This is a genomic window from Acinetobacter sp. CFCC 10889 (assembly GCF_003268395.1).
GTDB lineage: Bacteria > Pseudomonadota > Gammaproteobacteria > Pseudomonadales > Moraxellaceae > Acinetobacter.
In genome coordinates, this window is the sequence record NZ_LQXQ01000066.1 from 1 (window position 1) to 17254 (window position 17254).

Consider the following 17254-nt stretch of genomic DNA (forward strand, 5'->3'; position numbering starts at 1 on the left):
CTAGACACTCGAGTTGGTAATGAAATTAGTATTTTACAAGGTGATGTGGGAGGTTTGCGTACTGATTTAACAGGTACACAGACTGATGTTTCTAATCTACAGACAAATTTAAGTAGTACACAATCTGATGTGGCAAACCTAACAGGTCAAGTGGGTATAAATGAAAATAATATTACGACTTTACAACAAGATGTAGGACAAGCACAGTCAGATATTGCAGCGAACAGCACCGCAATTTCAGGTCTAGATACTCGTGTTTCACAAACAGAAACAGATATTAGTACATTACAAACAGATTTGGGTACAACTCAAGGGAATTTGAATACTCTTGATAGCCGTGTAGGTACAGCAGAAAGTGATATTACACAAGCTCAAACCGATATTGTAAATCTAGGAAATAGTGTGTCAACGACGCAAAACCAAGTACAACGTAATGAAAATGCTTTAGTTTCATCGCTAGGTGCGGGAGCGTCGTTCAATAATGGAAACTTTGTGTCACCTACCTTTATGATCCAGAATCAATCTTATCGAGATGTAGGGAGTGCTTTCACTGCTGTAGATAGTAAATTAACCAATTTAGATACACGCTTATCAAAAGTCGAAACAACGGGAGGTACGGCAGGATCAAATGGTTTGAGTGCTTATGAAGTTGCTAAAAGCAATGGTTTTAGTGGTTCTGAAACAGAATGGCTCAGCTCACTGAAAGGCGACAAGGGCGATCAAGGCTTAACAGGTGCAACAGGAAAAGATGGTGCAAATGGTCTTGATGGATTAAATGGTAAAGACGGTGCAAAAGGCGACAAGGGTGATCAAGGCTTAACAGGTGCAACAGGAAAAGATGGTGCAAATGGTCTTGATGGATTAAATGGTAAAGATGGTGCAAAAGGCGACAAGGGAGATCAAGGTCTTAGTGCTTATGAGGTTGCAGTCAAAAATGGCTACAAAGGAACTGAGCAACAATGGTTGAAGAATCAAAGTAATCCTTTGGTTGCAGTAAATGCGGGTCAGAATTCTACACCAGCACAAGCGACTGGTTCAGGTTCAGTTGCAATTGGTGATGGTGCAGTGGCTTCAGGTGAACAAGCAACTTCTGTAGGACAAGATTCTATAGTAACTGGCAATCAATCAACCGCTGTGGGTAAAGGTAATATTGTCGAGGGAGATCGTTCAGGTGCATTTGGTGATCCAAACAAAGTCATAGGCAATAATAGTTATGCGATAGGTAATGATAATACGATTAAGTCGGATGATACTTTTGTACTCGGTACGAATGTTAACACCGAAGCAAAAAATGCTGTAGTCCTTGGTAATAACTCCACTTCAGATCGTGATAATACCGTATCTGTTGGGGCGAAAGATGCTGAGCGACAAATCATTCATGTCGCAGATGCAACAGAAGCAACTGATGCTGTGAACTTAGGGCAAATGCAAGCAGCTGATGCAAATACCTTAAAATCATCAAAAGAATATACAGATACTAAATTGAGCAATTTAGAAAGTGCGTTCTCAGACCATCGCCTAGAAACAGATCGCCGTTTCCATGAGGTGGATAAACGTTTTGATCGTCAAGGTGCGATGACAGCAGCAATGATGAATATGGCAAACAGTACTTCAGGTCTAAAAGGACGCAACCGTGTAGGTGTGGGGGCTGGTTTCCAAGGTGATGAGAAAGCGATTGCTGTGGGATATCAACGTATGGTTAATGACAACACGAGCATCAGTTTAGGTGGCGCAATGACTGAAGAAGAAAAATCAGGTGGTGTAGGTGTAGGTTTTAGTTGGTAAGCATATTGCGATTGCTTTAAATAAAAAAGAGCATCTTAGGATGCTCTTTTTTATTGCTTATTTAAAAATTAACGATTGTTAAATAAAATAACTGGTCTTCGTCATGAGTTTAGAGATCGCAGTCATGGTGATTTTGATCGGTATCGGCAGTTCAACACCACCTGCATCTAATGCAGTATCACGATGATGTAATTCATCTTCATTCATTTGCACTAAAATTTTACGTGAACGCTCATCCTGTGGTGGTAGTTGGCTGATATGATGTTGTAAATGCAAACTCACTTGACGTTCAGTTTCTGCCACAAAACCTAAGCTGTATTTATCACCTGCAATACCTGCAATCGCCCCCATGCCAAAAGACAAACCATACCAAACAGGGTTGAGCAAACTGGTGTGGCTGTCTAGCTCTCTTAAACGGTCTTCACACCATGCCAAATGATCTTGCTCCTCAATCGCAGCAAACTGCATTTCACGGCGGACATTGGGAAGTTTGGCTGTGAGTGCTTGCCCATGATATAACGCTTGTGCACAGACTTCACCACTATGATTAACACGCATCAGACCTGCTACATGACGAGCTTCGCTAACTGCAAGTTTGGTTTCAGTATGTTCAGAAGGATTGCTACGCTGTGCAGAAGTTGTGCCAGGCACTAAACTTCTTAAGGCTTGATCAAAAGAATGAATAAATTTGTCGATGCCAGTGTAATGACGCATGTCAGTCCTCCAAAGTGATTTGAGTTGTTGCTATTAATGGTTTTAAACGCATTAACAACCAAATACAAAATATGCCGCTTAAAATCGCCGTAATGCTAAATAATATTTTAATATCAAGTTTTAACACACTTAAAATAATTATAGAGAATATTGCTGATGAAACCATGAAAATTGCATTAAAAATATTATTGGCAGAGACAACACGCGCACGATGTGATTTTGGCGCATAGGCTTGCATCATGGCATATAAAGGTACGATATAAAAACCACCGCAAATTCCCAGCAAAGTCACTGCAAACATCACATGATAATACGCCCAACCTGCTTGAAAGACTTCAGCAATACCCAGTAATTCACCTGTATGTACTGGAACAAATGCCAAACTTGCTGCAAAATAAAAAGCAAAAACCGTTAAGCCAATTGCTCCAATCGGCACCATTTTAATGTTGACTTCACTGCCACCAAATTTACGGCATAACAAAGAACCGACCCCGATTCCCACAGAAAAGAATGTCAATAAAAGGCTAGATACATTTTCATTGGCATGTAAGTTTTGCAAAGTTACCTGAGGGATTTGGGTTAAATAGGTTGCGCCATAAAACCAATACCATGAATTTCCAAGCAAAACTAAAAAGACCAAGGGTAAACTTTTGGCATATTTCACAGTTTGATAGCTGGTACGAAAAAAATTCCAGTCTATTTTTAAATGATTGTTTAAGGTTGGTTGTTTTAAAATGAACAGGCTGGCAATCAAACCAATCACTGCGATTGCGACAACAGTCAGACTGATCCAGATGAGATTGCCCGCAGATACAGAAATCACGGCACCGCCAATGATCGTTCCCAATAAAATTGCAATGGATGTACCTGACTGAAACAACGCATTACCAGACATGAGTTCATTGGGTTTTAAAATTTCAGGTAAAATGGCATATTTAATGGGACCAAAAAAGGTGCTGTGTGTGCCCATCAAAAATAAAGCAAAGAGCAATATCCATAAATTACCTAGCATAAAACCAACAGTTGCCAGCAACATAATGATGATTTCTAATACTTTAATGGCACGAACCAAAGAGGAGCGTTCGTATTTATCTGCAATTTGTCCCGCAGTGGCAGAAAAAATAAAATAGGGCAAGATAAACAGTAGTGCAGCAAGATTGTTTAAGGTGCTGATCGCTGCACCATTTAAATGAATCCAGCCATAGGTAATCACGAGGAGCAATGAGCCTTTAAACACATTGTCATTTAATGCCCCGAAAAACTGGGTCAGGAACATGGGCAAAAAACGTCGTGTTGTTAATATATGTTCATTTTTTTCCATCGGAAAACCATTCATTTAAGTTATATTAAGAAGTGTGGAGATTTAGTAACTATATCGCAAAATCATGTATGATATTTTATCTTGCAAGATAATGTGAAAAGCCAAGTGATTTAAGTTGTAATTTGGGGATGTTCATTACTGTTATTTTCCATTCATATTTTATGGTGTTTAGAGCTTGCTATGCTAGCAAAAATCGAATTTAAAAAATCAGTGCTTGCACATTGTATGCAACATATTTTTAGCACAAATGATCGAAATAAACTGTTGTGTGCAAGTATTTTTTTGAGTGTGTTTGCTGCACAAATCACACATTCTGCGAACACATCTGAAACAAAAGCAGCCGAAACTACCGTTGCAGGGAATAGCTCAGAACAACTTGAAAAAGCGGCTGAACAACAAGGTTTAGCTCAGGCAAAAATTGAGCAAATTGATGAAAAAGTTGCTGAATTAAATCAAAAAACGATTGCTGTAGACAGCGTAGATATGTTGCAACAACAAGAGCAAGCGGCGGCAGGTTTAAATGAGTTTAAACCGATTGAATTTGAGCAATTAGAAGCGTTACCTGAAAATACAGTTGATGTTAATTTAGCCAATGAAATCTTTAAGGTGGCTGAAGAAGCTAAAGTTGAAGCACAGAATTTTCGTAATGGTGTGGCACAAGCACCTGAAATCACAGTTAATGATGCCACACAACAAGAAATTAGTGAAATTACCCAAGCACCTGTTAATGTTGATCAATTGATGCGATCAATTGAAGCGGACAATAAAATCGTTGTGCAAGAAAATCAATTGGGTAAAACTTTGGTTGACAGCACCACTGAACAGCAAGAACAAGTAAAAGAAGTTAACTTTTTTAAACGAATTTTATATCGTATTCGTCCACCGAAGTTGGATAGTGCCAAAGTTTCTCGTATTAGCGCTGAGGTTGATGGCGCACCCACCCTCCTTGCAGATAACATTAAGGCAAAACTTTCAAGTTTTACCACAGAAGCTTTTTCTGATTTTAACTCTGCTGTTCCACAGTTGCGTACTTTAACCAGTCAAGCAGCACAAGCGGTGGGCTATTATAATGCACAATTTAAATTTCAAAAATTAAATGACAATAAAGTCAAAGTCTTGGTCACACCAAATGATCCCGTCACAATTGAAAAACAAGAAATAGAATACTCAGGTGCAGGGCAAAACCTAGCCCAATTCCAAGTAATTCGGGTTTTGCCTGATCAAGAAGAAGGTGACATTTTACATCATGGTTTGTATGAGGCAACCAAAGCACGGATTGCTGATGCTGCGAATAACAATGGCTTTTTTGACAGCTATTGGCGCTTGCATGATGTTAAAGTGCTACAACCACAAAATAAAGCCGATATAAACTTACGTTATGAAACAGGTGAACGTTACAAGATCGGTGAAGTTGAATTTAGAATGAGTGATCCGAGTAAGCCATTACCGATTGATTTAGATGTTTTAAAATCTATGGCACCTTGGAAAGCAGGTGCAGATTATACGGCGTGGCGTGTGAATGCTTTGGCGAATAACTTAACCAACTCACGTTATTTTAACTATACTTTGGTGGATGCTGTTAAACCTGATCCAATTGAAAATCCATTAGAATTACCACCTGATTTACAAGCTTTGGTGGATCAAGAAAAAGTATCAGAAGCGGCATTTACAGATCAAACAACTGTAAATAAACAGCAATTCTCATCTAAAGAAGTGACACAAAATGTCGTGGATGAGAAACAGTTTGCAGGGGCAAATTCTGGAGAAATTAATCCAAATGCACGTATTGCCCAAGCACAACAACAGGAAAAACAGTCAGAAACTGAGTTATTACAGCAAAAAGCGCGTGATGAAAAAATTATTCCTGTGATTGTTACACTTAATGCAGATCGCTTAAATAGTTTAGAAGCAGGTATCGGTTATGGTACAGATACTGGTGTGCGCTTACGTGGACAATATCGCCGTGCCATTGTAAACCATTATGGACATTCATTTGATGCCAATATGGAGCTGTCACAAATCCGCCAATCCTTTGATGGTCGCTATAACATTCCTTATAACCATCCACTTAATGACTATATTAGTTTGGTCGGTGGTTATGAGCGTGAAGAACGTGATGGTATCGGGAATGATATGAACTTGGTCATTGAATCTGCGGTTGCAGGGGCAGACCGTGTGATCAAAGGCTCTCGTAAAGAATGGCAACATGTTTTTGGTTTGCGTTATCGTTTAGATCGTGTGACTCAATCAGGCATTGTGGATGCAGATAAAATTCCTGATGCATTCTTAGTTCCTGGTGCAAACCAAGAGCAAGAGTCGTTATTGGTTGGGTATGAGGCATCAAAAACCAGCAGTGATAATCGTCTAAATCCAACCCGTGGCTTTAAACAATCTTATAAAGTGCAATTGGGCAGTGAAAGTTTATTGTCTGATACAGATATGGCAATCTTAAATGCGACATGGAAGGGCTTGTATTCGCTAGGTGAGAATGATGATCATCAATTCGTGGCAGGTTTAGAAACTGGTTATATTTATGCCAAAGACTTTGATCAAGTACCTTATAATTTACGCTTCTTTGCAGGCGGTGATCAGAGTTTACGTGGTTTTGACTACAAGAGTTTATCCCCAGAAGAATACGGCTATAAAGTGGGTGGTCAAGCATTGGCAGTTGGTTCTTTAGAATATAATTACCAATTTAAAGAAGGTTGGCGTGCAGCGATCTTTAGTGACTTTGGAAATGCCTTTGATGAAAAATTTTCTAATGATCCAGAATATGGTGTAGGTATCGGGATTCGTTGGAAATCTCCCATTGGTCCGATTCGTTTAGATGTGGCATCAGGGGTATCTGATCCTGATCATCCGATCCGCTTACACTTCTTTATCGGTTCACAACTTTAATTCATTTAATAAAAATGTGTATTTAGGATAATTATGGCTGACGATAAACAGCAAGATCTGCAAAATAATGATCAAGCACCTCAGCAAACTGCTGAGCAGACACCGAAAAAACGCAATATATTACGTAATATATTGTTGTCGATCGGCTTGGTGATTGTTTTATTGGTTGCTGCGTTGGTTGTGATGTTTTCAACAGACAAAGGCAGTAAGTTTTTACTTGATCGTGTTGCGGCAAGTCAAAAAATTATTCACTATGAATATGAAGGTGGAAATTTATTACAAGGGATTATTCTTAAAAATATTTTAGTGACTTTGGCAGCAGTGGATGTCAAAATTGATCGTGCTGATGTGTCTTTGGGTTGGCGTGCGATTTTAGACAAAGAAATTCATTTAAGCCATGCAGATGTACGTAATCTGAGAATTATCAGTAAAACGCCACCCAGTAATGAACCATTTAAATTTAGTGAAATAAAATTACCTTTTGTGCTGCGTTTAGACAAAGCTGATGTTGATCATTTACAGTTCCAAACATCTAGTGCGAAAGTTGATTTTAAAGATGTACATTTAGAAGAGGCTTTGTGGTCTGGGACAAAATTAAACTTTAAAAATTCCAGTATGGATATGGGGCATTTGGCAGTTAAAAATGCTGAAGGCATGATGGATTTTAAAGGAAAATATCCACTTAAAGCCAAAGCTGTTTTAACTATACCTGCGCTCAGTAGTTTAAATGTCAAAGATATTTATGTGCATGCACGTGGAACTTTGGACACCATTCAAGCTGGTGTTGCGACCAATACGCCTGATTTATTAAGCGCTTGGGCAGTATTACATCCAATGCGTCCACATGTACCGATGAATGGTGCAGTGATTCTCAAAAACTACCATTTGCCGATTTTACCTGAGCAAAAATTCTTAGCTAAAGACGGGATTGCCAAGTTTAAAGGCGATATTCAAGGTTTGGATTTAGATCTAAATACTGATTTGAGTGGTGCAAATATTCCCCAAGGTCAATATACAGCTTTAGCGCATACCGATCTGATGACTCAGTTAAATATCAATAATTTTAATGGTCAAGTCATGGGTGGTGCGGTGAATGTTGCAGGTCTGGTCAGTTGGAAAGATCATGTAAATTGGGATGTGAAAGGGCGTTTAGATCGCATCAATCCCAAAGACAAATTGATTCCTCAAGCGATTCAAGATTTTTTACCGCCAAGTTTGGATGCCAATATTGCTTCAAAAGGTGCATTAGATAAGGGCATGCATTTAACAGCCAATGTTGATTTTGATAAATACGAAGCGTGGAATGTCAAACTTGATCAGGCGGAACAGAAGAAGAAAACACCTGAACCAATGTTGATGGACGTGCAGTGGAAAAATATTGATCGTGCTGTACCATATATTGGTTGGCTCAGCAGTGAAAATGGTCAAGTGAAATTGGCACTGGTTGAAGGACAACAAAATATTCATGTGGCAACGGTGGTACGCCAACATGAAAAAGGTACATTACCTGCGGGACAATATAATGCCCAACTTGATCTTAAAGGAAATAATCTGCATGTACCTAGCTTTAGTTATTTGGCAGGTAAAGGGAGCTTGACAGGTAATGCAGTGGTTGAACTACCAAGCGAAAAACGTCAGTTAAAGTGGAATGCATTATTGAATGCGAAAGATTTTAATCCACAAACGGTTGCGGCAGCTGCGCCTATAAACTTACTTAATGGTCAAATTAAAGCCAATGGTTATGCCAAGCCAAATCAGCAAATTATTCATTTAACAGGTATTGATTTAATTGGACGTATGGCAGATCAAGTCAAAGCGGAAACCATTCAACTCAAAGGTACAAGTACCGCTGCAGTAATTTTTAAAGATGAAAAAGCAGGCGGTGGTTTCAAAGGTTTTGCGGTAAATTATGATGGCACTTTGAATGCTTCACAGTTTCAACAAGGCAGTGGCTTACTGAAAGTACGTGTTTCAGGTACACCTGAACTGATCAAAATTGCAGAATTACAACATGATGGTATTGCAGGCAAAATATTTGCCAGTGGTTTGGTGAATCTTAGCAATGGTATTGGCTGGGATGTGAATGCTTCATTGATACGCTTTAAACCACAATATTTTGTTTCCTCAGTGCGTGGTGAAGTATCTGGTAATGTCAAAACACAAGGGACATGGTCGGATCGTTTAAAGCGCATTAATATTCAAAATTTAAATTTGGCAGGGATTATTAATAACAAACCTTTGCGTGGTAAAGGGAACTTGGCTGTGGTACTCAATTCAAACGAAAAAGGCTTTATGCCACAACAGTTTGAAGCCAATAATTTATTCTTGTCCTATGCACAAAACCAAGTACAAGCAACAGGAAATGCACAAAATTTACGTTTAAAAATTAATGCACCTGCTCTTTATGAGTTATATCCGGGTTTACGTGGCACAGCATATGGCTATTTAAATTTACAAGCGCAACCTCGTTTAAGTGCAACAGCAAATCTAAAAGTCGATAAATTTGGTTTTAATAATAGCCTCAGTATCGAAAAAATGAGTTTGATTGGTGAATTACCTACTTCAGATACTGCACCTGCAAAAATGGTTGCACGTATGGATAATCTACGTAGCGGCACACGCCAGATTCAATATGCAGGGATTACTTTAACAGGTACACGCAAAGCGCATTTATTACAACTGCAAGGTTGGAACTATTATTCAAAATTCTATGTGCAATTGGCAGGTGGTCTGAATGCACAAAATGATTGGCTCGGTCAGATTCAAAAAGGTGAATTCGATTCGGTACGTGCGCATTTACTACAAGATCAAGCTGCACCTGTTATTTTCACGTCAGCAAAATCTGAGGTTTATGTTGGGCAGCATTGTTGGTCAAGTCAGCAAAGTAAATTGTGCTTTGATCAGCCTGTACGTGTCAGCCCAACAAAAGGAAATGTTTCTTTTATTACACAAAAATTAAACTTAAATGACTTTGCTGCATTTATGCCAGAAGGTTTAGCTCTTACAGGTGAATTAAACGGCTATGCCAAAGCTGCTTGGGCACAAGGTTCACGTCCAAAAATTGATGCAAAACTGATTACTCGTAAAGGTCAAATTGGTATTGCTGCGGAAAATCCAGATGATCCTGCAACGTCAATGAGTTATGACGAAGCCAGTGTGATTGTGAAAAGTATTGCAGAAGGTTTATTGGCACGAGTTGACCTAAAAGCACCAAATGTCGGTACTGGTTATGCGAGTGTAGTGGTCGATCCATATTCTGCACAAAAAAATATGCGTGGTGAGGTTGCCTTTAATGAAGTGCAATTAAAAATCCTAAAACCATTTATTGCAGATGTACGGAAGTTGGACGGTACACTTTCGCTTGCAGGAAAAATTAACGGTACATTGTCACAGCCATTATTTGATGGTGCCTTGCGTTTGAAAAATGGTGAAATCAGCATGATTTCATTGCCTGTAAATCTAACCAATGTACAGTTGTATTCACATATTCAGCAAAATCAAGCCACAATTGATGGTGCATTTAACAGTGGTCGTGGTGTTGGTAAGCTGACAGGAAATATTGACTGGAGAAATGATCCTCGTATTCAACTTTCACTTAAAGGCGATAAATTATTGGTTCGTCAAGCACCGTTAATTACTGCTGTTGTGGATACCAATATGACAATGGATGCTTATCCACTCAGTAAACGGATTACAGTCAAAGGCAAAGTTGAAGTACCGAATGCCTTGATTTCAATGCCAGAATCTAGTGCAACAGTTGTAAATGTTTCGCCAGATGTACGAATCGTACATGATGGTGATGACCAATTAGCAATTTTAAAAGCAGCTAAACCTTGGGATATTCGGGCAGATATTGATGTGAGTTTGGGGAATAAAGTGATATTCCAAGGCTTTGATAGTCGTATTCCATTGATTGGTCGTGTGTATTTATCTCAACGTGGTTTAGAAACAGCGATGCGTGCCAATGGTGCGATTGGTGTAAGTCAAAAAGTGACCATTGAAGCCTATGGGCAAAAGCTTGATTTAAATCGTGCAATTGCACGTTTTAATGGCGCATTGGCAAATCCAACTTTAGATGTTGATACCAATAAAACCATTTCTGGTAGTATCGTTGGTTTGCGTGTGACAGGTACAGCGAGTAGCCCAAATATTCAAGTCTATAATGATGCAGGTTTATCTGAGCAAGAAGCGATGAATGCGCTGATTACAGGACGAATCAATGAAGGTTCAAGCGGTTTAAGCAATGAAGCGGGCTTTAAATCTGATGTCAATAATACCATTGCAGCCGCAGGAATTAGTTTAGGTTTGGGTGGAACACGTGCCTTTACCAATCAGATCGGACAAACTTTTGGTTTAAGTGGATTGGCACTCGATGCGCAAGGCACAGGTGATGACACTCAAGTCAGTTTGACAGGTTATATCACGCCTGACTTATATATTCGTTATGGTGTGGGTGTATTTACACCAGTGAATAAACTCACTTTACGTTATCAAATGAATAAACGATTGTATTTAGAAGCGAGCCAATCTTTAGAAAAAGCCATCGACTTGTTCTATCATTGGCGTTTCTAAGATCAAATGAGATAGAAGTTAAATGGAACATATAGATTTAACTTCTATCAACTCTTGTGTATGGATATTTTAAATGCTGAGCTGAGTTTTTATATAGATGTATTTTATTTTTACTGCTCATAGAAAAATGCAATTAAAACTGCCAATTTTCACCAAATTCAGTATCATAAGCACCGATAGGAGAGATATATGAAAAAGTCAGTCATCTGTGCTGTACTCGGTACGGTTGTAGTCTTATCGGGTTGTGCTGAAAAAAAACCTGCCACCCCTGAAGAAATTTGGAAAGGATATTGTACAAGTATCGGTAATGCAGCACGATCAATCACTTTAGATCGCCAAAATGGGATCACCAAAAAAGAAGCGATTGATTATGCAAATAAAGTAACAGATCCGATGACAAAAGGATTTGTTTTACAATATTTGGAAAAGATTTATGCGATTCCTGAAACTGAACTCAAAGCAGATGCCGATGCGGTACAAAAGAAATTTAAACAACAAGCACTTGAGCAATGTTTAAATACACCGCATGATCCAAAAAAAATGCCAGATTATAAACCGTTCTAATCGAACGGTTTTTTTATGTATCTAAAGGTTGAAATAATACACATAATTCAAATAGTATTATAAATATATATATGTAATTTATTATAAATTTTAAAAAACTGACAGTATAAGGTTGTTATACAAATGATTAAAATGAAGCATTATATTCATGTACTTGGTTTTTCATTATTACTTGGATTTACTGTTCCGACTTATGCAGAATCAAAAGCATCCTCAGAAAATGTCCAACAACTGACTCAAAAAGCGGATCAGGGTGATATTGATGCTATTCACAAACTCATTGCAATGTATGGCAAAGGTGAAACAGTTGCTAAAGATGAACAAAAGGCTTTGCAATATTCACGAAAAGGCGCAGCGTTAGGTGACGTACAGTCAAAATATATGACAGGTATGATTTTATTGCATAGTAGCAATGCTTCAAAACAAGATATTGCGGAAGCCACAAAACTTTTAACTGAAGTTGCTGAGTCAGGGCATGCACATACCCAAGCGACTTTGGGGAGCTATTATTTAACAGGTGAACTTTTACCGAAAAATATCGAACGGGGTGTGAAGTGGACAGAGGCTGCTGCCAAACAAAATCACGGTCTTGCACTCAATAATCTTGGATGGATGTATTACAAAGGTACAGGGGTAAAACAAGACAATAAAAAGGCAGTTGAATATTTAGAAAAAGCGGTTAAACAGAATAATGCCTTGGCTTATGGGAATTTAGCAACGTTGTATAGTCGTGGTGATGGTGTTAAACAAAATGACAAAAAAGCAGTCGAATTGTTGCAAAAAGCGGTAGAGCTTGGTGAACCACTTGCAAAAGTCAATCTTGCGTTGGCATATTATAATGGTACAGGTATCAAACAAGATCAGGGCAAAGCCTATCAGTTGATTCAAGAGGCAGCTGAAGCAGGTGTACCGCAAGCCATTGAACTGCTGCAAGGTGCACAAACTGATGCGAATGGTTGTCGTGAAGTTCAAAGCATGGTCGATGGTAAAGTTTATACTGCGATAGAATGTCCGATCAGCTAAGTTTTAAAATCTTATAGATGATAAAGGAAAAGCCATAATGTGTGACATTGTGGCTTTTTGCAGATTTGAGATGATGTTTGAACCATTTTGTCATAAAAAATGATTAGCATAAAAAGTGAAAAGCATATATAAAATATAGAAATAGAAAGCACAAAAAAGGAGCATCAAATGGAAGTTGTTGCATATCTACACAATGCTGACTTGCTTGTAGAAGATGATCAAGGTGTTGCTGTAATTAGTGGAAGTCATTACGTTTTAAGCTTGGGTGATCATGTACATATTCGTCAGGCGATTGATGAACGTGCTAAGATCTACCAAGTACATATTTCATTTGCCAGTTCAGCACATACAATGCTGTACGATGATGAGATTTTCATCAAATTTGAAGGATGCAAAGATTCATTCCAAGATTATTTACGCAGCACTACAGTCCACTAAGGTGGTATTTTAATTTTCCAAAATAAAGGCAACAATTCAGGTTGCCTTTTTTATAGTTGAAAATCTGTTAAACGTAATGCAAGCACATTCATTTTTCAAAATGAATAAAAATGTGGTTAAAAGTGGCGTATTGGATATAAAAGTAGCAAAACTCAGCCACTATTTATTTACAAAATAATGGTCATCACGAATTAACACGCTGCTTGCATTAACTTTTGGCTTGATTTTTAGTAAAATTTGACAGTCCATATTGCTTATGAAGCTTTCAAGGAAGCAAAACATTCGTAAGTAATTTTTTAAAAAAGAGGAATAACACCGTGCTAGAAGCTTACCGCCAACACGTTGAAGAACGTGCCGCACTCGGAGTCCCACCGAAGCCACTTGACGATGCTCAAACTGCTGACTTAGTTGCATTATTAAAAAATCCACCAGCAGGCGAAGAAGCATTCTTAGTTGATTTGCTTGAAAATCGTGTTCCTGCAGGTGTTGACCAAGCTGCTTATGTAAAAGCTGCTTTCTTAGCTGCTGTGGCAAAAGGCGAAGCAACTTCTCCTTTAGTTTCTAAAGAACGTGCGGTTTACTTACTAGGTACTATGCTTGGTGGTTATAACGTTGCACCTTTAGTTGCTTTACTTGATGATGCTGCACTAGGTGAATTAGCTGCTGAAGCATTGAAGAAAACTCTTCTTGTATTTGATGCGTTCCATGACGTTGCTGAAAAAGCAAAAGCGGGCAATGCAAATGCAAAAGCGGTTCTTCAATCTTGGGCTGATGCTGAATGGTTCACTAGCCGCAAAGACGTTCCTGAAGAAATTAAACTTACAGTTTTCAAAGTAACTGGCGAAACAAACACAGACGACTTGTCACCTGCACAAGACGCTTGGAGCCGTCCAGATATTCCATTGCACGCAAATGCAATGTTGAAAAACGAACGTGATGGTATCAACCCTGAAAAACCAGGTGAAGTTGGTCCACTTAACCAAATTAAAGATCTTATTGCGAAAGGCAATCAAGTTGCTTACGTTGGTGACGTTGTTGGTACAGGTTCAAGCCGTAAATCTGCAACTAACTCAGTGCTTTGGTTCTTTGGTGATGACATTGCGCACATCCCGAACAAAAAAGACGGTGGTTACTGCTTAGGTTCTAAAATTGCACCGATTTTCTTCAATACTATGGAAGATGCGGGTGCATTACCTGTAGAAATCGATGTTCAAAACATGAACATGGGTGACGAAATCGTTCTTAATATCGATCACGCTGCTGCAAAAGTAACTGCATCTAAAAATGGTGCTGTGATTGCTGAAGCTGAACTTAAAACACCTGTACTTTTAGACGAAGTACGTGCGGGTGGTCGTATTAACTTGATCGTTGGTCGTGGTTTAACTGCAAAAGCACGTGAAGAATTAGGTCTAGCACCTTCTACATTGTTCCGTACACCAGTTCAACCTGCTGCAACTGGCAAAGGCTTCACTCAAGCTCAAAAAATGGTTGGTCGCGCTTGTGGTCTTCCTGAAGGTCAAGGTGTACTTCCAGGTACTTACTGTGAACCTAAGATGACAACTGTTGGTTCGCAAGATACAACAGGTCCAATGACTCGTGACGAATTGAAAGACTTAGCTTGCCTAGGTTTCTCTGCTGATCTTGTTATGCAATCTTTCTGTCACACTGCTGCATATCCAAAACCAGTTGACGTAGCAACTCACCACACATTACCAGACTTCATCATGAACCGTGGTGGTGTATCACTACGTCCAGGTGACGGTATTATCCACTCTTGGTTAAACCGTATGCTTCTTCCTGATACAGTTGGTACTGGTGGTGACTCACATACTCGTTTCCCAATCGGTATTTCATTCCCAGCGGGTTCTGGTCTTGTAGCATTCGCTGCAGCAACTGGTGTTATGCCACTTGATATGCCTGAATCTGTACTTGTTAAGTTCAAGGGTAAAATGCAACCTGGTATCACTTTACGTGACCTTGTACATGCAATCCCTTATGTTGCGATCCAACAAGGTGACTTAACTGTAGAGAAGAAAGGTAAGAAAAACATCTTCTCTGGTCGTATCCTTGAGATCGACTTAACAGAAATGGAAACTGACTTAACTGTTGAGCAAGCATTCGAACTTTCTGATGCTTCTGCTGAACGTTCTGCTGCTGGTTGTTCTATCACACTTTCTGAAGAGAAAGTTGCTGAATACCTTAAATCAAACATTACAATGTTGAAATGGATGATTTCTGAAGGTTATGGCGATGCACGTACTATGGCTCGCCGTGTTGAGAACATGGAAAAATGGTTGGCAAATCCATCACTTCTTAAAGCTGATGCTGATGCTGAATACACTAAAGTGTATGAAATCGACCTTGCTACAATCACTGAACCAGTTCTTTGCTGTCCAAACGATCCAGATGATGCGAAATTATTATCTGACGTTCAAGGCGTGAAAATTGACGAAGTATTTGTTGGTTCATGTATGACGAATATCGGTCACTTCCGTGCTGCTGGTAAATTGTTAGAATCAGTTCCAGGTGGTTCATTGTCTACTCGTTTATGGTTGGCTCCACCAACACGTATGGATGAGCGTCAATTGATGGACGAAGGTTTCTATAACACTTATGGTAAAGCTGGCGCACGTACGGAAATGCCAGGTTGTTCATTATGTATGGGTAACCAAGCACGTGTAGCACCGAACACAACTTGTGTATCGACTTCTACTCGTAACTTCCCGAACCGTTTAGGTCAAGGTGCGAATGTTTACTTAGCATCTGCTGAGCTTGCTTCTGTTGCTGCTGTACTTGGTAAATTACCAACTCCAGAAGAATATCAACAATATGCTGCTCAAATTGACAGCATGTCTGCTGACATCTATCAATACTTAAGCTTCGACAAAATGAGCGACTATACTGACGCTTCTAAAGAAGTAGATACGAAGAAAATTGCTGCTGCTCAATTGTCTTAATTGATTAAGTAGTTAAAATAAGGGCTGATTATTCAGCCCTTATTTTTTGGAGAAATAATGCTTATAAAAAAAATATTGATAAGTTTGATAATAATGATAAATTTAGGTACAACAAATGCTCAAATGCCTGAAATACCTCAAAGTAAATTCAATTCGGTTTATATATTTCCGAAAAATATAAAACCATTTCCAGCATATCCCATGAAAGATTTTCAAATAACAGAAATGAATTTCAATTTTATTGATATTATGAGTTATCTTTACGGAATTCCACGAGAAGCTTTTAAAAATATAGATATTGAAGAAAGCAAAATGGGAGGCAGTTTTGGGGTTGGTGGATATTTGGTAGACTTACCATTTAAACAACAAAAAATGATTTTTCAGTTTTACCCAGATCGGATTTACTTCAAAGATTTAAATGGTATCAGGCACGAACTTATTGGTGTAAGACAAGTACAATATGATTCAGATCGAAAGTCATATTTTTATTGTGCTAGTTGTAGTTTTTCGACACAATTTTTCATTATTCGCTATTTAGAAAATGGGTCACCTTACAGAATAAAAATAGAAAGTGCTTTGAATAAAAAGCAGTCCGTAAAAGAAACAATACTTGCTGATATTTATTCTCTAAGAAATATAGATAGTAATGATGATTTAATAAAAATTTCTGAAAAACAACAAGCTTTTGTAATTCATGTAAAAAATGATTTTTATGAGCCTACTAAAGTAAAACTTAAATTACTCATTTTAAATTTTGATAAGCCAATGGAATTGATTGATTTAGCTACAATAGCTGATGTTACGGATGATCCGGAATTTAAACCTGAAGAAGGTGATACTATTAGAAATAAGCTATATTATGAAGATTCTTTTCCATATAAAGATAATTTTAAACTAGAAGTTCTGGAAACAAAGCATTCAGGTTTTTTTGATATAAAATTAATTATCAAAGATCAATTGATTAAGAAATTAGGTGGTGTAT

10 protein-coding genes are annotated in these 17254 nt (G+C 38.4%); 8 read left to right on the top strand and 2 right to left on the bottom strand.

The features are described from left to right. Positions 1–1785: YadA-like family protein (locus tag AVJ19_RS17980; protein WP_171334245.1), on the top strand; the 1785-nt coding region annotated here is incomplete at its 5' end. A 78-nt stretch (positions 1786–1863) separates the two neighbouring features. On the opposite strand, the gene coq7 is transcribed toward AVJ19_RS17980, so the two are convergent. Together coq7 and AVJ19_RS17990 are read right to left on the bottom strand one after the other, a co-directional pair. Next, on the bottom strand, positions 1864–2499 hold the full coding sequence (gene coq7 / locus AVJ19_RS17985) for a 2-polyprenyl-3-methyl-6-methoxy-1,4-benzoquinone monooxygenase (RefSeq protein ID WP_111860995.1): 636 nt from the start codon (positions 2497–2499) through the stop codon (positions 1864–1866). Position 2500: 1 nt separating this feature from the next. Further along, a complete protein-coding gene (locus AVJ19_RS17990; RefSeq protein ID WP_111860996.1) occupies positions 2501–3820 on the bottom strand; it encodes an MFS transporter in 1320 nt (439 codons plus the stop codon). Between the two features lie 180 nt (positions 3821–4000). Between AVJ19_RS17990 and AVJ19_RS17995 the strand changes: the two genes are divergently transcribed. The 7 genes from AVJ19_RS17995 to AVJ19_RS18025 all read left to right on the top strand — a co-directional run. Continuing rightward, on the top strand, positions 4001–6718 hold the full coding sequence (locus tag AVJ19_RS17995; protein WP_111860997.1) for an autotransporter assembly complex protein TamA: 2718 nt from the start codon (positions 4001–4003) through the stop codon (positions 6716–6718). A gap of 33 nt (positions 6719–6751) precedes the next feature. Then, entirely contained in the window at positions 6752–11290 is a 4539-nt protein-coding gene (locus tag AVJ19_RS18000; RefSeq protein ID WP_111860998.1) for a translocation/assembly module TamB domain-containing protein, read from the top strand. A gap of 189 nt (positions 11291–11479) precedes the next feature. Beyond that, positions 11480–11854 carry a hypothetical protein gene (locus AVJ19_RS18005; protein WP_111860999.1) on the top strand — a complete coding sequence of 125 codons (375 nt, stop codon included), beginning with the start codon at positions 11480–11482 and terminating at the stop codon, positions 11852–11854. Positions 11855–11977: 123 nt separating this feature from the next. Further along, positions 11978–12877 carry a tetratricopeptide repeat protein gene (locus AVJ19_RS18010; RefSeq protein ID WP_111861000.1) on the top strand — a complete coding sequence of 300 codons (900 nt, stop codon included), beginning with the start codon at positions 11978–11980 and terminating at the stop codon, positions 12875–12877. Positions 12878–13045: 168 nt separating this feature from the next. Then, a complete protein-coding gene (locus tag AVJ19_RS18015) occupies positions 13046–13315 on the top strand; it encodes a hypothetical protein (RefSeq protein WP_111861001.1) in 270 nt (89 codons plus the stop codon). A 317-nt stretch (positions 13316–13632) separates the two neighbouring features. After that, on the top strand, positions 13633–16272 hold the full coding sequence (locus AVJ19_RS18020) for a bifunctional aconitate hydratase 2/2-methylisocitrate dehydratase (protein WP_111861002.1): 2640 nt from the start codon (positions 13633–13635) through the stop codon (positions 16270–16272). A 57-nt stretch (positions 16273–16329) separates the two neighbouring features. Beyond that, the coding region (locus tag AVJ19_RS18025; RefSeq protein ID WP_162626646.1) for a hypothetical protein at positions 16330–17254 on the top strand (925 nt) is incomplete at its 3' end.